18 protein-coding genes are annotated in these 21,857 nt (G+C 71.8%); 9 read left to right on the top strand and 9 right to left on the bottom strand.

Annotated features, from left to right (window positions below):
• Positions 1 to 3 precede the first annotated feature (3 nt).
• The gene (locus ACFWPS_RS34400) at positions 4 to 669 is read right to left on the bottom strand and encodes an epimerase (RefSeq protein WP_383712432.1); all 666 of its coding nucleotides are present in this window, start codon (positions 667 to 669) and stop codon (positions 4 to 6) included.
• Complete coding sequence (locus tag ACFWPS_RS34395) at positions 666 to 1,331, bottom strand: TetR/AcrR family transcriptional regulator (protein WP_383712429.1); 666 nt, start codon at positions 1,329 to 1,331, stop codon at positions 666 to 668. The genes ACFWPS_RS34400 and ACFWPS_RS34395 overlap by 4 nt, the downstream gene beginning before the upstream one ends.
• 75 nt (positions 1,332 to 1,406) lie before the next feature.
• Between ACFWPS_RS34395 and ACFWPS_RS34390 the strand changes: the two genes are divergently transcribed.
• Both ACFWPS_RS34390 and ACFWPS_RS34385 read left to right on the top strand, forming a co-directional pair.
• Positions 1,407 to 1,874: a nuclear transport factor 2 family protein gene (locus tag ACFWPS_RS34390; RefSeq protein WP_383712427.1), complete on the top strand. Its 468-nt coding sequence runs from the start codon at positions 1,407 to 1,409 to the stop codon at positions 1,872 to 1,874.
• Between the two features lie 175 nt (positions 1,875 to 2,049).
• Positions 2,050 to 3,579, top strand: a complete 1,530-nt coding sequence (locus ACFWPS_RS34385; protein WP_383712424.1) for an APC family permease — start codon at positions 2,050 to 2,052, stop codon at positions 3,577 to 3,579.
• A 16-nt stretch (positions 3,580 to 3,595) separates the two neighbouring features.
• Here ACFWPS_RS34385 and ACFWPS_RS34380 read toward each other — a convergent pair whose 3' ends face one another.
• Positions 3,596 to 4,348 carry a YoaK family protein gene (locus ACFWPS_RS34380; protein WP_383712422.1) on the bottom strand — a complete coding sequence of 251 codons (753 nt, stop codon included), beginning with the start codon at positions 4,346 to 4,348 and terminating at the stop codon, positions 3,596 to 3,598.
• A gap of 111 nt (positions 4,349 to 4,459) precedes the next feature.
• A complete protein-coding gene (locus tag ACFWPS_RS34375; RefSeq protein ID WP_383712420.1) occupies positions 4,460 to 5,395 on the bottom strand; it encodes a LysR family transcriptional regulator in 936 nt (311 codons plus the stop codon).
• A gap of 44 nt (positions 5,396 to 5,439) precedes the next feature.
• Between ACFWPS_RS34375 and ACFWPS_RS34370 the strand changes: the two genes are divergently transcribed.
• Genes ACFWPS_RS34370 through ACFWPS_RS34360 form a run of 3 tightly spaced genes read left to right on the top strand, consistent with a single transcriptional unit; the run spans position 5,440 to position 7,726 of the window.
• Complete coding sequence (locus tag ACFWPS_RS34370) at positions 5,440 to 5,766, top strand: hypothetical protein (protein ID WP_383712417.1); 327 nt, start codon at positions 5,440 to 5,442, stop codon at positions 5,764 to 5,766.
• Positions 5,767 to 5,796: 30 nt separating this feature from the next.
• A complete protein-coding gene (locus ACFWPS_RS34365; protein WP_383712414.1) occupies positions 5,797 to 6,759 on the top strand; it encodes an alpha/beta fold hydrolase in 963 nt (320 codons plus the stop codon).
• 52 nt (positions 6,760 to 6,811) lie between these two features.
• Positions 6,812 to 7,726 carry a squalene/phytoene synthase family protein gene (locus ACFWPS_RS34360; protein ID WP_383712411.1) on the top strand — a complete coding sequence of 305 codons (915 nt, stop codon included), beginning with the start codon at positions 6,812 to 6,814 and terminating at the stop codon, positions 7,724 to 7,726.
• 12 nt (positions 7,727 to 7,738) lie between these two features.
• Here the strand turns inward: ACFWPS_RS34360 and ACFWPS_RS34355 are convergent, their stop codons facing one another.
• Positions 7,739 to 9,652, bottom strand: a complete 1,914-nt coding sequence (locus ACFWPS_RS34355; protein WP_383712409.1) for a glycoside hydrolase family 97 catalytic domain-containing protein — start codon at positions 9,650 to 9,652, stop codon at positions 7,739 to 7,741.
• Positions 9,653 to 9,677: 25 nt separating this feature from the next.
• Entirely contained in the window at positions 9,678 to 11,993 is a 2,316-nt protein-coding gene (locus ACFWPS_RS34350; protein WP_383712406.1) for a Tat pathway signal sequence domain protein, read from the bottom strand.
• Between the two features lie 241 nt (positions 11,994 to 12,234).
• On the opposite strand from ACFWPS_RS34350, the gene ACFWPS_RS34345 reads away from it, so the two are divergent.
• Positions 12,235 to 12,897, top strand: a complete 663-nt coding sequence (locus ACFWPS_RS34345; protein WP_383712403.1) for a polysaccharide lyase family 7 protein — start codon at positions 12,235 to 12,237, stop codon at positions 12,895 to 12,897.
• A gap of 13 nt (positions 12,898 to 12,910) precedes the next feature.
• On the opposite strand, the gene ACFWPS_RS34340 is transcribed toward ACFWPS_RS34345, so the two are convergent.
• The gene (locus ACFWPS_RS34340; RefSeq protein WP_383712401.1) at positions 12,911 to 13,858 is read right to left on the bottom strand and encodes a ricin-type beta-trefoil lectin domain protein; all 948 of its coding nucleotides are present in this window, start codon (positions 13,856 to 13,858) and stop codon (positions 12,911 to 12,913) included.
• 304 nt (positions 13,859 to 14,162) lie between these two features.
• Here ACFWPS_RS34340 and ACFWPS_RS34335 point away from each other — a divergent pair, with 304 nt between their 5' ends.
• From ACFWPS_RS34335 to ACFWPS_RS34325, 3 genes are read left to right on the top strand one after another with little or no spacing between them, the layout of a single operon-like run.
• Entirely contained in the window at positions 14,163 to 14,735 is a 573-nt protein-coding gene (locus ACFWPS_RS34335) for a sigma-70 family RNA polymerase sigma factor (protein ID WP_383712398.1), read from the top strand.
• Positions 14,732 to 15,910: a hypothetical protein gene (locus ACFWPS_RS34330; RefSeq protein WP_383712395.1), complete on the top strand. Its 1,179-nt coding sequence runs from the start codon at positions 14,732 to 14,734 to the stop codon at positions 15,908 to 15,910. Before ACFWPS_RS34335 ends, ACFWPS_RS34330 begins: the two co-directional genes overlap by 4 nt.
• Before the next feature lie 59 nt (positions 15,911 to 15,969).
• Entirely contained in the window at positions 15,970 to 20,511 is a 4,542-nt protein-coding gene (locus ACFWPS_RS34325) for an FtsK/SpoIIIE domain-containing protein (RefSeq protein ID WP_383712393.1), read from the top strand.
• Positions 20,512 to 20,583: 72 nt separating this feature from the next.
• Here ACFWPS_RS34325 and ACFWPS_RS34320 read toward each other — a convergent pair whose 3' ends face one another.
• Positions 20,584 to 20,895, bottom strand: coding sequence for a hypothetical protein (locus ACFWPS_RS34320; RefSeq protein ID WP_046730425.1), 312 nt, complete (start codon positions 20,893 to 20,895; stop codon positions 20,584 to 20,586).
• Between the two features lie 46 nt (positions 20,896 to 20,941).
• On the bottom strand, positions 20,942 to 21,799 hold the full coding sequence (locus ACFWPS_RS34315) for a hypothetical protein (protein ID WP_383712390.1): 858 nt from the start codon (positions 21,797 to 21,799) through the stop codon (positions 20,942 to 20,944).
• Between the last annotated feature and the right edge of the window lie 58 nt (positions 21,800 to 21,857).

The following is a 21,857-nucleotide window of genomic DNA, read 5'->3' as shown; positions in this document are numbered from 1 at the left end:
CCGTCAGGCGCCCAGGCGGTTGATGTCCTTGCTGTACAGCACCCTGCTCTCGGTCACGCCCGGGCGGGTCACCGCCAGCATGGCACGGCCCAGGTGTTCGGTGGTCGTGGTGTGGGCGGGGACGAGGCGGTGCAGCAGGGGGTAGCACCAGGAGGTGAGGGTGTACATGACTCGGTAGGAGCGGGTCCGGGAGACCGCTCCGTGGCGGGGCTGGATGTAGCCGGGGCGGAACATGTACGCGTTCATCGGCAGGGCGAGCAGGGCGTTCTCGGTGCGGCCCTTCACGCGCGCCCACATGGTGCGGCCCTGTTCGGTGCTGTCGGTGCCCTCGCCGGAGACGTAGGTGAAGGTCGGTCCGGGACTGGCGGCGAGCACCGCGTGGGCGGCGGCGAGCGTGAAGTCGTGGGTCACGCGGGTGTATTCGGCCTCGTTCATGCCGGCGGAGGAGACGCCGAGGCAGTAGAAGCAGGCGTCCAGGCCGGTCAGCCGGTCGCCGATGGCGGACAGGTCGGTGAAGTCGTCGTGGAGGATCTCGGTCAGTTTCGGGTGGGTGATACCGAGCGGGCGGCGGCCGACCACCAGGGCACCGGACACCGTGGGGTCCAGGAGGCAGGCGCGCAGGACTCCTTGTCCGACCATGCCGGACGCACCGAACACGACGACGTTCACGAGGATCTCCGTTGCTGGGAGGCGGCGTCCGGTTCGGGGCCGGACGTCCACCAGGCGGGGGCGCAGGCCACGGCCGCGTCGACCAGGTCGTCCTTGGTGACGGACGGGTCGTCGAGCCAGGCCTTGATGGCCCCGGCGAACCCGTGGGCCATGAACTGGGCGATGACCTGGCGGTCGGCGCCGGGGCGGGCGGACCGCCCGGTGCGGGCCAGGAACGTCAGGGTGTACTCGCCGAAGTGCCGTACGAGTGCCTCGTAGACACCGCTGTCCGCGGGGTCGGCCAGGGAGTTGCGGTAGACGTCCATGAACCGTTCGACGTGGTCGGCGACCCCGGCGGTGGCGAGCCGGAGCAGTTCCTGGGCGGAGTGTCCGCCCTGGGCCCGTAGCTCGTCCTCCTCGCGGTGGGCGCGTTCCAGGTCGTCGTGGAGGACCTGGATGAGCGGGTCCAGCGGAGTGCTGTAGCGGTTGTAGAAGGTCGCCCGGGTGACGCCGGCCCGGTCGGCGAGCTCGGCGACGGTGATCTGGGAGACGGGACGCTCCGAGGCCAGCTCCACGACGGCCTGCTCGAAGGCGCGGACCGTTCGGGTGATGCGCGGATCGATCCGGTCGTTCAGAGCACTGCCCTCCTGGACTTCCTGTGCGAGGCCGTTGCGTGGCCACACCGGCAATGCTTTTATACCTCCGTCAAATAGACATCTGTCAAATAGACGGGTGCAGCAAAGCGGAAGGAACCCCTCATGGCCGCCCATACCTATGTCTCCCCGCAGGAGGCCGCCGACCGGCTGGCCATCCGCGAGCTGGTGGACGCCTACGCCCACTGTGCGGACCGGCGGGACGCCAAGGGCCAGATGAGTCTGTTCACCGAGGACACACGCTTCCTGGTGTTCATGGACGCCACGGCGGCACAGCCGACACAGGAACTGCACGGCCGCGACTCCCTCGCCCCCGTGTTCGACAACCTCAACACATATCGGACGACGACCCACTTCAACGGCCAGAGCACGGTCTCCCTGGACGGGGACCGCGCGACCGGCGAGTCCTACTGCCTGGCCCACCACGTCTCGGTGGCGGACGACGGCCGGCGCACCCTGATGATCGCGTCCATCCGCTATCTCGACGAGTTCGTCAAGCAGGACGGGGAGTGGCTGTTCGCCGAGCGCCGTCTGCTGGTCGACTGGACGGAGACCCGCCCCTCGACGCCCTGAGCGGCGCGGGGAGGCAGAGCGGGCAGCTCAGGGCGCCGCGTTTCCGGGAGATTTCCGGGTGCTATGAGTGCCCAGAACGATGGTCACGACTTGGGACCGACCGCTTGTGTGCTTGTGCGGTGCGGCGGATCATTGGCCGAATTCCGCCCCTCACCCGAGCATGCAGGAGTTCCTGGTGACAGCTGGCCCCATCGCATCCGAGCCGGTCGACGCGCCGGCCGCTGCCCAGGCGGAACGGCAGAAGCTGCGCAAGCACTTCGGCCGTTTCGACATCCTGTTCTTCCTGCTGTGCACCATCGTCGGGGTGGACACCATCGGCGCCGTGGCCAAGAACGGCGCCGAGGCGTTCACCTGGCTGATCGTGCTGGCCGTGGTGTTCTTCGTGCCCTCCGCGCTGCTGATCGCCGAGCTCGGGGCCGCCTTCCCCGACGAGGGCGGACCGTACATCTGGACCAGCCGGGCCTTCGGGCGACTGGCCGGTGCCGTCAACAACTTCCTGTACTGGATCACCAACCCGGTGTGGCTGGGCGGCACCCTCGCCGTCTCCGCCGTCACGGCCTACACCACCTTCTTCAACGACGGGAAGGACCTGAGCACCCCCGCCTTCTACGTCTTCACCCTCGTCTTCGTCTGGGTGGGCGTGCTCGCCGCGATCCTCTCCTTCGACGTCGGCAAGTGGATCCCGACCATCGGCGCCTGGAGCCGGTTCGTGCTGCTGGGCCTGTTCACGGTCACGGTCGTGGTGTACGGGATCCAGCACGGTCTGCACGGCTTCGGCATCGGCGATTTCTCGCCGACCTACGCGGGGTTCGTCGGCCTGGTGCCGGTCCTGATGTTCAACTACGTCGGTTTCGAGCTGCCCAACACGGCCGGCGACGAGATGACGGACGCGCAGAAGGACGTCCCCTACGGCATCTTCCGCAGCGCCGTCCTCTCCGTCCTGCTCTACGCACTGCCGATCCTCGGCATCCTGCTCGTCCTGCCGGTCAAGGCGATCACCGGCCTCGGCGGCTTCGTCGACGCGATCCGGCAGGTCTTCACGGTGTACGGCGGCCATGTCGCCGCCGACGGCACGCCGACGCTCAGCGGGTTCGGCAGCGTGCTCGGGGACCTCGCCGCGATCATGTTCATCCTCACCGTGCTGTCCTCGGGCGTCACCTGGATCATGGGCTCGGACCGCGCCCTGGCCGTCTCCGGCTACGACGGCGCCGCGCCCCGCTTCCTCGGCGTGATCTCCAGCCGGTTCGGCACCCCGGTACGGGTGAACATCCTCAGCGGCCTGGTCTCCACCGGTGTCCTGATCCTGGCCCACCAGCTGACCAACGGCAGCGCGGCCAAGCTCTTCGGCGCGGTCCTCGGCCTCGCCGTGTCGACCACCCTCGTCAGCTACCTGGGCATCTTCCCGGCGCTCCCGTTCCTGCGCCGCAAGTACCCGGACACGCCCCGCCCCTACCGGGCCCCGTTCCCCTGGGTCATCAGCATCGTCCTCACCCTGCTCATCCTCTTCGCCAGCGTGCAGCTGATCGCGCCCGGCGCCGGTGACCACTGGTTCGGCGCCGACTACGTGCCGGACGGCTGGACCCACGCCGAGCGCGGGAAGTACCTGCTGACGGAGCTGGTGCCGCTCGTCGGATTCATGCTCCTCGGCGTCCTGTTCTGGGCGCTGGGGCGGCCGACCCGCCGGGCGGCGGCCGACGCGAAGTAGCGTCGGCGGCCCGTTGTCACAGCGGGTCGGTCCACCTCGCGTCCGAGCGGGTCAGGACGAACGCGTCCAGGGTGCAGCCCGCGAGCAGCACGGTGGCGAGCAGCAGCGGCAGGGCCGGGTCGCTGTGGCGGACGGCGAAGGCGCCGGCGAGGGCTCCGGCGAACATCGCCAGGATCGAGAGGGCGCGGCGGCCCGTCCTGCCGCCCCTGCCGCCGGCGGCCCTGCTGTCGGCGGCGATGCCGGTGATGGTCAGGGTCAGGACGGTCGTGGTCAGGTCGGGTACGGCGAGCGCACGGGCCGTCGCGTTCTGGATGCCCAGGGCCAGGCCGAGGAGTGCGATCAGCGAGTACCGGGTCCCGGCCGCGTCCAGCGGTCCGGTGTACCGGGCGACGACGTAGGCCGTCAGGACCAGGGCCGTCTCCAGGACGAGCGCCAGGTGCAGGACGCGGCCCCGGTGGGCCCGGCGGGCGTGCGCGATGCGGCCGCCCACCAGGGCGCCGGCTCCGAAGGCCGCCAGCGCGGCCAGCGAGGCGGCCAGCGAGAAGCCGGCGGCGCCCGCGACCGCGAAGCCGGAGAAGACGACGTTGCCGGTCATGTTGGCGACGAAGACATGGCCGAGCGCCAGGTAGCTGTAGGCGTCCACGAGGCCGGTGACCACGGTGAGGGCGAGCATCACCGGGGGCAGGGGGCCGTGCCGGTCGGCCGGGTCGGGCAGCACGGTGGCCCGCGCGTCACGCACTACGGGCCGGACCGCATCCTTGATCGACATGGTGGTCCATTCGGGTCGGGAACGGGGGCGCGCCTCGTGCGGTGCGTCCCCTCCAGCCTCCGGCCGACCCGGTCCCGCTGTCCAACATATGGATCCGCACGCAGCGATCGCTCATGCCGATCGATGGGCGGCGTGCCGGCCGAGCACGTCGAGGAAGGCCGCGCCGGCCGGTGCCAGCCGGGTGCTGTCGTAGACCACGCAGATGTGGTGCACGGCCTCGTCGTCCGTCAGGCGCAGCATCCGGGCGCCGCGGGGCAGGTCGTCGGCGGTGTCGAGGCCGAGCAGGGAGCCGGGGCCGACGACGGTGGAGCGGGGGACGACGGTGACGCCCACCCCGCGTACGGCGAGCCGGATCATGTCGTGGATCTGGCCGACCTCGAAGTGCCGGCCCGCCTCGACTCCCGCGCGGGCGAAGGCCGCCTCGACCTGCCGGCGCAGGCCGCTGCCGCGGGAGAACTGGATCAGCGGGTGACTGTCCGGCAGTTCGGCGAGGTCGATGGTCTCGCGGTCGGCGAGGGCGTGCTCGCGGGGTACGACGGCGACCAGCGGGGCGCTGCCCAGCATCCGGCGGTCCAGCCCCTCCGGCACCTGCCCGGGGCCGAGGCCGACCACGGCGACGTCGAGGGTGCCGGCGAGCACCGCGGCGGCCATCCGGGAGCTGGGCGCGTTCGTCACGCGCAGGTCGATGCCGGGGTAGCGGGCGCGGTACTCGGCCGCCACCTCCACCATGTCGAAGGACACGGCCATCGTCTGCACCAGGCCCAGCCGCAGCCGTCCACGGTGCAGCCCGGCCAGCGCGTCGAGGGCGGCCTGGGCGTTGTCGACGTCGGCCAGGATGCGCCGGGCCAGCGGTTCCAGCAGCTCGCCGGCGGCGGTGAGCCGTACCGACCGGCTCGTGCGGTTGAACAGCGGGACGCCGACGTCCTTCTCCAGCCGGGCGATCTGCTGGCTCAGCGCCGACTGCGCCACATGACAACGGGCGGCGGCCTGGGTGAAGTTGCGGGTGTCCGCGACCGCCAGGAAGTACTTGAGATGCCGCAGCTCCATGACATCAATCTCTCCCGGCGATGAATTCCCGTCAATCAATGCGCATGACAGATCCACCTCGGACGGGGTGCTGCACCCGGGCCCGCTGCTGGTCTTCCAGGGCGGCCAGGGCCCTCGCCGCCCCGCTGTGGGGCGCGCTGGCCCAGGGCACGGGGCTGTCAGCCGCCGCCCAGCACCACACCCGCCAGACGGTGACCGACCGGCGTTTCGAGGAACTGGCCCGCTCCTTCCTGCTGCCCGGCACCACGCCCGAGGCCACGCACGCCTTCGACGCCGCCGCCGTCGCCGCGGGGAAGGGCCACATACCGCCCGCGCCACCACCGCCGGCTCCGGAAGTGTCCCCCGCGTCCGGCGCCGGGCAGGACGGGTAGCCGAAGATCATTGCGCGTACGCTCGTGCACATGGTTCAGCATCGAATGGTCGACGTGAACGGGATCCGGCTGCACATCGCCGAGGAGGGTTCCGGCCCGCTGGTCGTGCTGCTGCACGGCTTCCCCGAGTCCTGGCACTCCTGGCAGCACCAGTTCGGCCCGCTGGCCTCGGCCGGCTTCCACGTGGTCGCCCCCGACCAGCGCGGGTACGGCAGCAGCGATCATCCCGCGGACGTCGAGGCGTACAGCATCTTCCACCTGGTCGGCGATGTCGTCGGGCTGATCCGGGAGTTGGGCGAGGAGCAGGCGTTCGTCGTCGGGCACGACTGGGGCGCGCCGGTGGCCTGGCACACCGCGCTGCTGCGGCCGGACCTGGTGCGCGGGGTGGCCGGGCTGAGTGTGCCGCCGCCGTTCCGCGGGGCGCAGCCGCCCCTGCAGACGATGGACAAGAGGTTCGGCGGCCGCTTCTACTGGAACTACTTCAACCGCCCGGGTGTCGCCGACGCCGAGTTCGGCCGCGACCCGCGCACCACGCTGCGGAAGTTCTTCACCATGGCGTCCGGGGAAGGCGCCGGCGGCGGTGAGGTCCGGCAGCCGCTGGTCGACCCCGAGCGGGGCTGGCTCGCGGACATGCCGGATCCGGAGACCCTGCCGGAGTGGTTCACGGAGGCGGACCTCGACGCCCTCACCGAGAGTTTCTCGCACGGTTTCACCGGCGCCCTCAACTGGTACCGCAATCTCGATCGCAACTGGGAACTGACCGCGCCCTGGCAGGGCGCCGTCGTCACCCCGCCCGCGCTGTACGTCTACGGCGACCGCGACCTGGTACCGGCGTTCCCGGGCACGCCCGAACTCATCGAGCGTCTCCCGGCCCTGATGCCCAACCTGGTGCGCGAGCCCCTCAAGCTGGCGGGCTGCGGGCACTGGACCCAGCAGGAGCGTCCGGACGAGGTGAACGCGGCGCTTCTCGACTTCCTCAAGTCCCTTTCCTGAGCCCCCTCGGCGGCCGGGCTCCGCTGTCCGCGGATACCTCTACGATCATCTGGTGAGCGCGTGGAACAAGACCCTGACCGCGGCCGGCATCACGGACCCGGAGCTGCGCCGGGACTACGGCACCCAGCGGCGGGTGGTGCGCCAGTACCGGCGCAGCGCCTACCTGGCCTGCCGAGTGCTGCTGCCGCCTGCCGTGCTGCCCCATGTGGTGGCCGCGACGGCCGTGATGCACCACGGGGACACTCTCCTGGACAGCGGCCCGAAGCCGGAGCGGGCGGTGGCCTGGGCCGCCTGGGAACGGCGGGTGCGTACCGCGCTGGAGACCGGCGCCAGTGACGATCCGCTGATCCGCACCCTGCTGCACACCATCGCCTCGTTTCCCCGGCACCGGGCGGCCGTGGAGTCGTATCTGACCACCGCCGCAGCCGAGTTGGACTTCGACGGCTTCGCGACGGAGGCCGACTACCAGGCCTATGTGGACGCCTACTCGTTGCCCGCCTTTCTGCCGATCGCCGGGCTGCTGGGGCCCGAGAGCGACACGGACGGGCGGTTCCGGGCGGGTTGCCGCACGCTCATCGACGGCAGCCAGCGGCTGGACTTCGTCAACGACCTGGCCGAGGACCTGCGGGAGGGACATCCGGGGATCCCGGCGGAGACTCTGAAGCGCTTCTCGGTCACGGTGGAGGACCTCGAAGCGGGCCGGGCCTCCGACGGGCTGCTCTCCCTCGTGGAGCACGAGGTCGAGACGGCCCGGACCGATCTGCGGTCGGGGCGGGAGGTGCTGGCTCTGATGCCGCCGCCCCACCGGCCGATGGTCAGCGCCCTCATCGAGATCGAGCTGATGACCGCCGAGGCGGTACTGGCCCGCGGTGCGGGGGTGCTGCGGGGTTCGGCGTCACCGTCCACGGCGGGCACTCTCAAGCTGTTGCTCGGTGCCCGCCGGGCGGCGGTGCGCGCTCAGCGATAGGGCGGTGCGCGCTCAGCGGTAGCAGGTGGTGACGCCCGGGTGCCAGGGGCAGGCGATCCCGGCGAAGCCGCCGTTGGCGACCACGTCGACGCTCAACTCGTCACCACCGCGCAGTACTTGCCGGTCCTGGACGAGTCCGTCGGCGCCGTCCCGGACCGTCTCCACCAGCCAGCGTCCCCGGCCGATGGTCAGCGGCACGGTGGCGGTGTGGGCGGCACCGGCGTACACCCCGCCGATGAACCAGCGGTCCCCGCTGCGGCGGGCGAGCACGGCTTCCTGTCCGGGGCTGCCGGCGAGCAGCCGGGTGTCGTCCCAGGCGGCGGGCTCCTGGTCCATGAAGTCCCGGGCGAGCGGCCGTTGGTTGTACGACTCGGGGGTGCCCGCGAACATCTGGAGCCCCGACTCGTAGACGACGGTGAGCCCGGCCTCGGCCGCGTCCGAGTTCGGGCGCAGGCCGACGCGCTGGAAGCCGCCGGGGGTGAAGTCCATGGAGCCGATGACGTTGCGGGTGAAGGGCAGGGTGGTGAGGTGGGCGGCGGTGTTGGTGCGCTTCTCCTCGCCGCCGACGGCCTCCATGCTCATCACCTGGGGCCAGGTGCGCTGGATGCCCTTGGGCAGGGTGGCGCCGTGGAAGTCGACCATGAGGTGGTGTGCGGCGGTGTCCGCGAGGATGGTGTCATACCACTGGAACATGGACTGCGCCTCGGAGTTCATGAAGTCGATCTTGACTCCCTTGACGCCCCAGCGCTCCAGCGTGGGTAGCCACTGGGCGCGTTCCTCGGGGGTGTCGAGGTCGCGCTGGTGGATCCAGACGATGATCCCGACGCCCTTGGCCCGTGCGTAGTCGACGAGTTCGGGCATCCAGCTGTCGGTCTGCCAGTCGGGATCGGTGACGTCCCACTCGTCCTTCTTGAAGTACCAGCCGGAGTCCACGGCCTCGTAGGGCCAGTGGTGTGCGGCCGCGTAGTCGACGTAGGCCTTCTGCGCGTCGAGGCTCTGCCCCGCGGTGCGGCCGCCGGCCAGCCAGGTCCACAGCACGGTGCCTGGGCGGATCCAGGAGGTGTCGGCGACCTTGGAGGCGGGGGCGAGGTCGTCGGTGAGGGTGGACCGGGTGACGGTGGCGAGGTCGCCGGTGATCACGGCCCGCCAGGGGGTGGTGAGGGGCCCGTCGGTGTGGACCTGGCTGTCGGCGAGCTTGATGCGATACGTGCCCGTGCCCTGGGTGTGGGCGAGCCGGGCGCCGGAGTAGGTGCCGGCGAGGTCGGACTCGGCGAGCAGGGCGTAGCCGCCGTCGGTGGCGAACAGGGCCTGGTCCGAGTACTCGCCGGTCGGAGCGGTCGCGGCGGTGTAGTGGTTGAACTGACCCTCGTTGTCGACCCGGTAGGTGCTGAGCCAGGCGCCCGCGTCCGCCGGCAGGTTGAACGCGGAGGTCTCCCCGAGGACGTCGCCGTACCCGGCGGGCAGCACGTACCGGTAGGCGATGCCGTCGGCGGCGGCGCGGACGACGAGGTCGAGCCGGGCGCCGGCGGCGGTGGCGAAGGACAGCCGGGTCTCGTTCATGCGCACCCGGCGGTCCAGGCGCTTGCCGGACTTCGCCCGGTAACGCTCCTCGACCGTACGGTCCTTGCGGTGCAGGAGGCGCAACCCCTGGGAGAGATCGGCCTGTTGGGTGACGATGCCGACGGGCGACGGCTCGATGACGGTACGGCCGTCACGGGAGACCGTGAGGCTGAGACTGCCGGTGGTGTCGTCGAGGGCTATCCGGGCGCGGGGCGCGTGCGCCGCCTCGGCCACGGTCCAGGCAGACGGCTGCCGCGGCTCGGCCCGTGCGGGCGCAGTCGCGGTCGCGGTCGCGGTCGCAAGAAGGGTGGCCGCCAGCCCGGTACAGAGGGCGGTGGCCATGGTTCTGGTGAGGGGAACGGCCATGAGAACCCTGCCTTCCGGTCGGTGGTTACGGCAGTCCCCACGCCGCGCCCGGTTCGCTGACGGCGACGGGGGCGATCACGAGGTCGGGGCGGGAGCCGGAGTGCACGAGGACCTCGCGGCCGCGGGGCAGGTCGATGGCGAGGGTGCCGTCACCGAGGTCGTGGGTGCGGGCCGGGGTGCCGTCGTCGAGCAGGACGGTGAGGGGGCCGGTCAGGCCGTGCCGGAGTTTGAGCGGCTCGCCGGCCAGGCTGCGGATCCGGATGAACCGGGTGGTGCCCGCCTTGCGCACCGCGCTGACCAGGAAGGCGCCCTGGGTGCGGAAGTCGTGCAGGGTGAGGTCCGCCCAGGCGGTCGGAACGGCCGGGAAGACCCGGATGATCCCGCCCCAGCTCTGGCAGAACATGTCGTGCAGGGACTGCGAGGCGGACAGCGGGGTCTCGATGACCGGACCGGCCTCGGTGTAGTGGGTGTTGGCCCGGCAGGGGTAGCGGGTTGTGGGGTCGAAGAACTTCCGCAGGTAGCCGATGGCGGTGTCGCCGTCGCCGGTCATCGCGTACATCGAGGCGGCCCCGGTGTAGCTGTAGCCGCGGTGGGCGCCGGTCAGCGCGTGCCAGCGGACGACGGACCTGGTGATCAGGTCGCGGTTCTCGGGCTGGTCCCAGTTGACGAGGTACAGCGGGTACACCATCAGCAGATGCGAGTAGTGCCGGTGGGACTGGTCGTACGGGGTGTCGGCGCCGATCATGAAGCCATTGGCGTCGACCGGGTACGGGGTGAGCCGGGCCAGCACCTCCTGCCAGCGGGGCTTCAACTCGTCGTCGACGCCGAGCAGTTCGGCGGCGTCGAGGAGCGTCTGGCAGCCCCAGCGGATGAGGGCCAGGTCGTAGTTGGTGTCCTGCGGCGGGACGACCGGGTATTCGGGTGAAAGCGTGCTCGGCAGGTGCAGCTTGCCGTCGCTGCCCGGGGTGAGGAAGTGCCAGTAGTAGTTGATCGTGCGGCGCAGCAGCGGGTAGATCGTGTCGCGGAGGAGGGACTTGTCCATGGAGTGGCGGTAGGACAGCCAGACGTTGTGCAGGGCCCAGGTGAGGTCGCCGGTCTCGGCGCCGGTGCCCGGTCGTCCCACCTCGCGGTTGGCGAACATGTCGGAGCTGCGGCCGACGCCGGAGCTGTCCGAGCGGTAGGCGGTCGGCACGTTGGCGGTGAGCTGTTCCTGGTTCTGGCGCAGGGTGGTGGCGAGGGAGTCCAGTTCCGGGTGGTTGAAGGCGTGGATCAGCCAGTATTCGAGCTGGACGTTGAGGTTCCACCAGACGGCCGGCCAGGGGGTGGGCTCCAGCCAGGGGCCGGAAGTGGCCATGACCGGGCCGTCGGCGCGGCTGGCGGAGGCGACCTTGTAGAGCTGGATCCAGTGGAAGCTCTGCAGCCGCTGGTCGGGGAAGGAGACGAAGCTCTTGCGGTAGAAGGCGTGCCACCAGCGGGTGTGGCGTCGTCTGAGGGTGCTGTATGACATAGCACTCCCCAGGTTCCGCCGGGAGTCGGCCTCCGCGGCGGTGTCGGAGGGGAAGCTGTGGCCGACACTCAGCAGCAGTTCGTCGCCGGTACGGCGACAGGAGGTGGCCGTCTGGCCGCCGCCGGTGAGAGGTTGGAGGACCTGCTCGGTGCCGTCGGCCGTGGTCCGGGTGGTCCAGGGCGGGTTGGCGGTGTAGCCGGCGGGTGGTGACTCCTGGATCTTCCGGGGGCTGATCGCCTCCTCCGGGTGGAAGGTCCAGGTGACGCGCTCGCCGCCGGCGGCCGTGGCGCGTACCGCGAGGACCTCGTCGTGGATGAGGGCCGCGAGGGTGAGGGTGCCGGCGGTGGTGGTGACGGTGCCGGTGAGTTCGGCGTTCCACAGGCTCAGCCGCCAGTCGACGGCGGTGATGGTGCCGGCCGGTTCGAGGGTCAGGTGTCCGACGGGCAGGCGGGCGGTGCCCCAGCCGCTGCCGAACTCCGGGCGGTGGTCCTGGACCCGGCCGTGCTGGACGGTGAGGCGGATCTGGTTGGCGCCCGGTTCCTGGTAGACCATGCTGCCGAGCAGCCCGTCACCGAGGAACGGCCCCTCGTACCAGAGCGTCGGCAGCCTGCTCCACAGCAGGTCCTGGCCGCGCAGGAAACGGTCCCAGGCGCGGTCGGTGGTCATGGTGTCGCGGAGTTTCCAAGGGCGTGCGGCGGCCCCGGCGTCGGCCGGTCCTCCCGCCGGTGCCGCGTGGGCGGTGCCGGGCAGGGCCGCGACCGCCGCGCCGCCCAGGGCGGTGCCGAGCACGGCTCTGCGGGGCACCGGTAAGCGGTTCTCCGGGTGCGAGGTCATCATCGTCCTCCATACCTGACGGATCATCGATACATCGGGTGTATCGGGGAACCTAGGCACCCAACTTGCACCTGTCAACAGCTCCAACATCGCCGAGATCGCGCCGACTTGGCTTGCCCAATGGGTTTGAGCTTCGTGTTCACATCAATAACTTCGACCCAAGTCCTTGACTCATCCGATGTATTGGAGTTGCCTGCGGTCGCGTCATCTCTCTCGGCTCCACCACCGGAAAGGACAGTCGATGAACCGGAGATCCTTCTTACGGGCCGGCACCGGAGCACTGGTCGCCCTCCCCCTGACCGATGCCGTGGCCGTCGCGGCCGTCGCCCCTACCGACGGGTGGACGCAGACCTCGTTCACCTACAGCTGGCAGAAGCCCTGGAACCTGGACCTCGGCGACCGGCACAGCTCCAGCGGGGGCGCCGAGCGCATGTGGGTGTACGCCACCGACGAGCCTTTCGAGGAGGGCAGCGACACCGATCCGCGTACCGAGATGCGCTGGAAGGTCGACTACAGCACGGGCGACCACATGTGGGACGCCGACGTGTATCTGCCGTCCGGCACCGACGGCGCGACCTTCGTCCAGATCCTGCGCACCGTGCACCCCTCGGGCACCCCGGCCACGGACATCATGCTCGACGTCTACGACACCGGAGGGGGCACCGTGCGGCGCTACGACGGCACGGTGCTCAGGACAGCCGCGTACGACGCCTGGTTCAACGTGAAGATCGCCCACCAGGCGAGCACCGGGACCGGGACCCTCAAGGTCTACTTCGACGACTCCCTGGTCCTGACCGTCGCCGACCGGGGTCCGGCCACCCGCTACTTCAAGAACGGCGTCTACAACCACGGTTCCGGCCGTGCGGAGGCCCGTTTCCGCAACCTCCGCTACTGGACCAGGTGACCGGCCGCGGCCGTCAGCTCTTGTGCCACTTCTGGTTGGGGGTGCCGGCGCAGGTCCACAGCTGGAGCTTGGTGCCGTTGGCCGTGCCGTTGTCGGTGACGTCCACGCACTTGTCGGCCAGGGCACTGACCAGGTCGCCCTGCGCGCTGAGGTAGAACAGCTGGGCGCGGTTGCCGCTGCACTTGGCGACCTGGATCGCGGTTCCGTTCGCGGTGTTGGCCCAGGCCAGGTCCATGCACAGGCCGAGCGAGCGGATGGTGCCGTCCGACTGGAAGACCCACTTCTGCTTGGCGGCGCCCGAGCAGTCCAGGATCTCCAGCCGGGTGCCGTCCCCGCCCGCGTCGGTGACGTCGATGCACCGGCCGGATCCGGTGCCGACGAGCTTCACGCCGGGGACGGTGGTGCTCTTCGTACCGCTGCTTCCCGACGAGGAACTGCCGGACGAGGACTGTCCGGACGAGGAGGACTTGGAGCCGCCGGACTTCGAACCGGAGGACCCGGAGGACGTGGAGCCCGAGTCCGAGTTCGAACCGGAGCTGACGGAGCCCCCTCCCGACTGCTGCCCGGTCGAGCCGGTGCCCGTGCCGCCGGCCGACCCGGAGCCGCCGGAGGTGGTCTTCTCGGGCTTGTGGGAAGGAGTCTGCGACGGCGTCGGGGACGAGGACGGCGACGGGGACACGGATTCGGTGGTGCCGGCCAGCGTCGTCGGCTCGCCCGCCGCCACCACGGCGGCCGGTGTGGTGTCCGGGTCGGGGAAGAGGTCCACCCGGCTCAGCAGCGGCACGGCCAGGGCGGCGACGACGGTGAGCCCGGCCGCCGCGCCGACGGTCGCCCACACCCGCACGCCCGGCACGAGCCCGCGGCGGGGCACGGCGGGACGGCGGGCGAAGGTGTCGCTGAAACGTCCCGCCGGAGTGCCGGGCCGTTCCGCCGAGGGCCGGGGTTTACGAAGGGGCGGCACGTCGTCTCCTGAAGGTCTCGTGAAGGTCTCGGAACACCCGGAACATGCAGGGCACAGGAACAGTAACCAAGGCACGGCACCGATCCGTCCGCCCGCCCACGAAGATCCCGCCGAACGTCACCTTCCGTCCACCTGCGCGGAGTTGCCTGTGACGAATCTGTTGAAGTCCGGGGCAGGCGCGACTTCGGGAACTGGCGTTATTCGCGCTAGCGTTCGTGCCTGACACGATTCACAGTGACACAGAGCAACCCGGCAAGACGGCAGAACAGCACAACAGCAACACCGACACCGGAAGGCGGAGGCCGTGAGCCTCATCGACCATGAACGTGCCGACGGCGCGGACCGGACGCTCGGCCTCCTCCTCGCGGAGCGCGACAGCCTGCGCCGCTTCGTGACTGGCATGATGGGGCGCGACCCCCACGGCGCGGAGGACGTCGTCCAGGAAACCCTGTTGCGAGCCTGGCAGTCGGCCGGACGGCTGGACTGGCGGGACCGGCCCATCCGGATGTGGCTGTTCCGGGTGGCCCGCAACCTCGTGGCCGACGGCCGGCGCCGGGACCGGAGCATCCCGGTGGGGATCACGGCGGCGGACTTCGGCAGCGCCGCCCCCGCGCCGGTGCCCGACCACGCCGAACAGGTCGGTGACCGCCGGGTGCTGGTCTCCGCCCTGCGCACCCTCGCTCCCGCACACCGGGAGGCCGTCGCCCGCGTCCATCTGCTGGGCCAGCCGGGCCACGACGTGGCCCGCCAGCTCGGGCTGCCCCCGGGCACCGTCAAGTCCCGTACCCATCACGGCATCCGCGCGCTGCGCGCCACCCTCGAATCCCACGGCTGCCGCCCGGCCGGGACCGAGCATCTCCGGGGAGAGACGCGATGACCTCCGACACCATCACCACCTTGCTCGGCCTCGTCGGCGTCCTGGTGCTGGTCCTCGCCGTCACGCACTGGCTGGTCCGGCGCGGCGGCGGCTGGAAGGCCCTGTGGCGCCGGCTCGGGCGTGAGATCGGCCTGACCGTGAAGGCCTTCACGGGTCCGGTCCGCACGGAGCTGCGTTACCGGCGCGGTCTGCGCCTGCTGGTTCGGCTGCTGCGCGACCCGGCCGTCTGGGCCGACGCCGAGCGCGCCACGGCGCTGGCCGCGGCCGTCCGGCCCGGGGTCCGGCCCTACGGCGTGCTGGCCGGTCCGGAGTGGATGGCCGTGCTGGTCGCGGCGGACGGCGACGCGCTGCGCGAGCCGCCGGAGCCCTGGGCGGCGGACGAGAGCGACCGGCGGCTGTGGTGGATCGACCGCGCCGACCTGACGGACGACGGCACGGAGTCCGCCGTGCCGCTGCTGGTGTGCGTGGGGCACGACATGGGCCATGCCGTGCTGCTCGACGTGCGTTCCGGTCCGCCCGCGCTGTCCGTGTACGGCCCGCCGCGCGCCGCCCGTTCGGCCCGCGCCGTGCTCCAGGCCCTGGCCGCGCAGCTGGACGCCCGGCTGCCGGAGGGCCGGGTCGCCATCGCCGCCGGGGTGCACCCGCGGCATCCGGGGATGCCGGCCGCGGCGGCGGTCGGACAGCCCGGCATCGAGGTCGCGGTGTGCGCCGACCCCTTGGAGCGGCCGCTGCCGTCCGGTGTCCGGCTGCTGAGCCTGGGCGTGGCCCGGGGCCGGACCCGGCTGCTGGAGATCGCCCCGGACGCGGTGCTCACGGTGCACGGCGCGCCCGCCGCCGCCCGGGTCGACGTGCTGCCGCTGTCGCGGGCCGTGGCCCGGACGCTGGCCGCGCTGCCGCCGTGCCCGGACCTGCCGTCCGACGAGGCCGTGGGACAGGCGGACACCCTGGCCGTGACCGACCCCGATCTGCTGCCGGACGAGCCGGACCTCGACGCCGGCGCGGCCCCCGTCGCCGGGCCGACCGGGGTCTCGGCGACCCGCCCGGCCCCCGCGCCCGAGCCGGCCGCCGCGCCGGTGCCCGCTCCGGCCGCCGCCGTCGAGAGCGACGACGACTTCGCGGAACCGAGCACCTCCGGGGCGGCCGGGGTCTCCGCGACCTCGCCGCAGGCTCTGTGACGGCCTGACCGCCGTACCCGTCCCCCGATCCCGTACGAACGAACGCCCGGCTGGGAGCCGTGAACCTCACCATCACCACCGTGGACGCCACGGACGGACAGCGCCGCGACCACCAGGTCCGGCTGCCCTCGAACGCCACCGTCGGCGATCTCGCCGCCGCCCTGACCCACGACGAGGCCGCCGCCACCGGCGGCGCGGACTGGGCGGCGGCCGGTGCGCCGCCGGCCCGGAACCTCTACGCCGGTGACCACCGGCTCGATCCCGGCACGCCGGTGTCCGGCAGCGGGATCCGGGACGGCGGACTGGTCGGGCTCGGCGGCCCGGCCCGCCCGGCCGACCTGGTCCGGGTCCAGGACGACGGCGAGCAGGACGGAGTGCTCGCCGAGGTGCACCTGGTCTCCGGGCCCGGTGCCGGGCGCACCTGGCGGCTCGGTCCCGGCAGCCACGAGATCGGCACCGACCCGCTGTGCGCCCTGCGGCTCGACGCCGCCGACGGGGTGCCGGAGAACGGGCTGTGGGTGACGGTCGGCGCGGACGGCACCGCGGCCTGGCAGCGCATCGACACCGACCCCGGGGCCGCCGTGCGGGCCCGGCTGGCCTCGCCGCCGCCCGATGACGTCATCACCCAGCTGCGCCGGCCCCGCCCGCAGCCGCCGCGCGAACGCCCGGCGGGGCCCGGCCCGGTACCGTGGCCGGCCGGTGAGGACCTGACGGTGGGTCCGGTGCTGCTCCGGATGAGCGGCCCGGTCGAGGCGGACGCGGCCGTCACGCCGTCCGCCGACGGCTATGGCGTGGACTACAACCGGCCGCCGCGGATCGCCCCGCACCTGGACGCCGAGCGGGTCCGGCTGCCGCAGCCGCCGTCGCCGCCGCAGAAGCGGCCGTTCCCGACCGTGATGATGATCTCCCCGATCGTCCTCGGTCTGTTCATGGTCAGCATCTTCAAGTCGTACTACTTCCTGGTGTTCCTGTTCCTCAGCCCGATGATGATGCTGTCGAACTGGGCGACCGGCCGCCGTGCGGCCCGCAAGCAGTTCCTGGAGTCGGAGGCGGCCTACGAGCGGCGCCGTGAGGTCCTGGAGGAGCAGGTCCGGGACGCGGTGGTGGGCGAGCGTCGGGTGCGGGACAAGACCGGCCCGGACCCGGCGGCCGTGGCCCTGATCGCCACCGGTCCCGGCGGCCGGCTCTGGGAGCGGCGCCGCCGCGACCCCGACCATCTGGTGCTGCGCCTGGGCACGGTGGACCAGCCGTCGGTCCGGGAGCTTGAGGACCCGGCGCGGGACGAGAACCACCGCTCGATCCGCTGGAACATCCCCGACACGCCGATCGGCGTCGACATCACCGCGCACGGGGTGGTGGGCGTCGCGGGTCCGGCCGCCGAGGTGCAGCCGCTGGCCCGCTGGCTGGTGGCGCAGGCCGTTGTGCTGCACAGCCCGCGCGACCTGAGGATCGTCGTCCTGACCGAGCCGGACCGGGTGGCGGACTGGGCGTGGACGCGCTGGCTGCCGCATCTCAAGCCCGGTACGGCCGGTGGTCCCGTCGTCCTGATCGGCAACGACCCGGAGTCCACCGCCGCCCGGATCAGCGAACTCGTCTCCCAGGTCCAGTCGCGCCGCCGGCAGGCCGGCAACGAGCGTGACGTGGTCTTCACCGACCCGGACGTGCTGGTGATCGCGGACGGGGCGCGGCGGCTGCGCGACGTGCCCGGCATGGTGCAGGTGCTGACCGACGGCCCGCGGGTGCGGATCTTCAGCTTCTGTCTCGACGAGCAGGAGCGGCTGCTGCCCGAGGAGAGCACGGGCGTCGTGCTCGCCGCCGACGGACGGCTGACCCTGCGGCGGCCCGGCGCGCCCGACCTGCCCGCGGTGCGCGCCGACCGGGTCTCCCCCGAGTGGTGCGAGCAACTGGCCCGTGCGCTGGCCCCGATCCGGGACGTCAGCCCCGAGCACGACGCCGGACTGCCGCAGCGGGTGCGGCTCCTGGACCTCCTTGACCAGGAACCGCCCAACGCACAGGCCCTGTTGGACCGCTGGCAGACCGACCCCGCCTCCACGTCCTTCCTCATCGGCACCGGTTTCGACGGCCCGCTCTCCCTGGACCTGGTGCAGGACGGACCGCACGGCCTGGTCGCCGGTACGACGGGTTCCGGCAAGTCGGAGCTGCTGCAGACGTTCGTGGCCTCGCTGGCCGCCGCCAACCGGCCCGACGAACTCACCTTCGTGCTGGTCGACTACAAGGGCGGCAGCGCCTTCAAGGAGTGCGCGAGCCTGCCGCATACCCTCGGCATGGTCACCGACCTCGACGCCCACCTGGTGGAGCGGGCCCTGGAGTCGCTCGGCGCCGAACTGCGGCGCCGGGAGCAGGTGCTGGCCGCCGCCGACGCCAAGGACCACCCCGAGTACCGGGCCAAGCGGGCCGCCGACCCCTCGCTGGCCCCGCTGCCGCGACTGCTGCTGGTCATCGACGAGTTCGCCACATTGGTCCGCGAAGTCCCCGACTTCGTGCCCGGGCTGATCAGTATCGCGCAGCGCGGCCGTTCGCTCGGCATCCACCTGATCCTGGCCACGCAGCGCCCGGCCGGTGTGGTGACGGGTGACATCCGCGCCAACACCAACCTGCGGATCGCACTGCGGGTCACCGACATGACCGAGAGCCAGGACATCATCGACGTCAAGGACGCCGTCGACATCTCGTCCGGCACCCCCGGGCGGGCCCTGGTGCGGCGGGGGCCGAAGCGGGCGGACCCGTTCCAGACCGCCTGGGTGGGCGCGGAGCGGCCCCGGGAGACCCCGGCCGCCGCGGCCGAGCCGGAGGTCGGTCCCCGCAAGCCGGTGCGCGCGGTGGACGTGGGCTGGGACGCGCTCGGCCGCCCCGCCGAACTGCCCGCCGAGACGCGGACGGTGACGGTCGCCTCCGCGCAGGGCCCGGCCCCGACCGACCTGCAGGTGCTCGTCGAGGAGATCCGCACCGCGGCCGACCTGCTCGACGACTTCACCGCGCAGCCCAGCCCCTGGCTGCCCCCGCTCCAGCGCGAACTGACCCTGGCGGACCTGGACGAGCTCGGCGCCACCCGCGAGGGCCGGCTGGTGATCCCGTACGCCCTGGAGGACGTGCCGCAGCTCCAGCAGCGCCGGGTGGCCGTGGCCGACCTGGCCACCTTCGGGCACCTGTACGTCATCGGGGCGCCGCGCTCGGGCCGTACCCAGGTGCTGCGGACCATCGCCGGGTCGGCGGCGCGGGCGGCGAGCACCGCCGACGTGCACATCTACGGCATCGACGCGGGCGGCGGCGGACTCACCGCGCTCGGTGCGCTGCCGCACTGCGGTGGCGTGGTCTCCCGGCACGACCTGGAGCGGCTGGGCCGGATGCTGCACCGCCTGAACCGGGAACTGACCGAGCGGCAGGACCTGGCGCAGACGCACAGCGCGACCGGCATCGCCGAGCTGCGCAAGCTGCTGCCCAAGGCCGAACGGCCCGCGCACATCCTGCTGTTCATCGACGGCTGGGACTCGCTCTCGGTCATCATCGACGAGCACGACCACGGCCAGCTGGTGCAGGAGGTGACCCGGCTCATCCGCGAGGGTGCCGCCGCGGGCATCCATGTCATCGCGACCTCCGAACGCTCGCTGCTGGGCGGGCGGATGGCCGCGCACAACGACCACAAGCTGCTGCTGCGGCAGGGCGACCGCAGTGACTACCAGGCGGTCGGCATGATGCCGAACAAGATCCCGGCCGACATCCCGCCGGGCCGTGGCTGGCACGTGCTCAGCGGCACCGAGACCCAGGTGGCGCAGCTGGCGGCCGGCGGCGGCACCGAGCAGGCCGAGGCGCTGCGCACGATCGGCGAGGCCGCCCGCAAGCGGGACGCCCAGGTGCCCGAGGCCCGGCGGCCGTTCCAGGTCGCGGTGCTGCCGCGCTCGGTGGAGTTCGCCGAGGCCTACGAGAAGGTCGCGCAGACCGACCGGCGGCCGATGTGGGGACTGCTCGGCGTCGGCGGCGACGAGGGCGGCCCGGTCGGCATCGACCTGGCGGGCTCCGCCTCGGCGTTCGGGGTGTTCGGCCCGGCCGGGTCGGGGCGCAGCAACACGCTCGCCTCGATCGCGGTGTCCCTGCTGGCCGGCGGTACCTCGCTGGTCGTGGTCACCCCGCGCGAGTCGCCGCTGCGCGCCCTGGAGCGGCACGCGACGGCCACCGTGCTCACCGAGAACGACCCGTCGGCGGACACCGTGCAGGCGGCGCTGGACGCGCTGCCGGGGCCGAAGGTGGTGGTGATCGACGACGCCGACCTGATCACCAACTCTGCGGCGGACAAGCTCCTCAAGGAGATCGCCGTCTCGGGCCGCGACCGGGGTCTGGGGCTGGTCTACGCGGCTTCGGCGGAGGGGTTCCAGAGCGGGATGAGCGGCTGGACGCTCGCGGCCCGCCGGGCGCGGCGCGGTCTGCTGCTCGCGCCGAAGAACCTCACCGAGGGCGACCTGGTCGGCGTACGGCTGATGCCGAGCGTGGTCCGGGCGACGACGCACCCGGGCCGGGCGTGGACGGCCGGTCCGAGCGGTGCGCTGCTCGCCCTCCAGGTCCCGCTCACCCCGCTGCGGGCCTGACCACGCCCGCCGCACCGCACGAGAAGGGGCCCTCCCGGGAAGTCCGGGAGGTCCTCTTCTCGCGTACGGGCGTTACGAGTTGTTCTGCAGGCTGCTGCTGATGCCCTGGTCGAACTGGATCGCGTTCTCCTTGATGCCGTTGAACATCTCCGAGAAGTCGTTGATGCCCTTCACGGCGGCCAGGAGGCTGGTGTCGAAGTTGTTGTAGGTCGTGCGGATGACCTCGCTGGACTGCTGGAAGACCATGCCGTCGTCGACGAGGGTGTTGACCCGGTTGCGCAGGTTGCTGAGCACCGGCAGCAGGTTCTCGTGGGCGTCGTGCAGCAGGCTCACGACCTCCTCGATCTTGTGGTAGTCGAGGTTGATGCCGTTGTAGCTGGCCATGGGGGTCCTGTCCGTTCCTGTCGGTCTCGATGCGGTTGTCGGGTGGTCACCAGGCGGCGGGTGTGGAGTTGTAGTCGTCGTTCCCGCCGCCGCCGTCGTCGTCGGTGTTGCCGCCCACCTGCTGCCAGTCCGGCTGGTTGCCGTTGGCGTCCTTGGGGCCGCGGGTGTACTCGGTGCGGTCGCCGTCGCTGCCGGTGGTCACCATCGTGCCGCTGCCGTCGGAGTTGAGGTTGGTCTCCGAGTGCACGGTGCTGCCGTCCGGGTACGAGGTGTCCGTGGTGTAGTGGTTGCCGTCGCTGGAGTAGTTGGTGACCGAGGTGTAGGTCTTGCCGTCGTAGGTGACGGTGGACTCCTCCTTGATCACATGGCGCTGGTCGTCGAGCGTGAGGTGCGTGTGGACGCTGCCGCGGTCGGTGGTGATCGTCTGGTCCAGCGGCGGGGCGCCGGGGTCGGTGGCGGAGCAGAAGTCCGGCATCTTGCCGTCCGGGCCGGGCACGCACTGGTCGAGGTGGGACTGCTTGTAGTCCCACAGGTCCTTGTCCCGGAAGTAGTTCTGCAGTCCCAGGTTGCTGCCGGTGATGCCCATGCCCTGGGCCAGTTCGGAGTCGAACGACAGGAACGCCTCGCCCACCGAGCCGAAGGCGCCCGCCAGTTCCTTGAGGCCCTTGTCCGCGTGGGACATGGTGCTGCTCGCGTTGGAGTAGAAACCCGAGAGCGCGTCGGCCAGGGTCTGGTCGCCGAGGACCGTCACGGCCTCGGTGGAGGTGTATCCGTCGTAGTCCGTCTGGCCCAGCCGGGAGAACGTGCTGTTGTCGAGGAGCGGACCGATGTCGCCGGCCAGGTTCTCCAGGTCCCGTTTGGCGTCGTTGAGCACGTTGTATTCGATTTTCAGGCCATCGGCCATGCATGGGCCTCCCAGTCGTGACTCCGGTCAGTTGGACCACGCCGCACGCGCCCCGCCG

This window comes from Streptomyces sp. NPDC058457 (assembly GCF_042720695.1).
Taxonomy (GTDB): Bacteria; Actinomycetota; Actinomycetes; order Streptomycetales; family Streptomycetaceae; genus Streptomyces.
The sequence above is the reverse complement of the archived record's forward strand: the minus strand, read 5'-3'. Positions and strand labels throughout refer to the sequence as shown.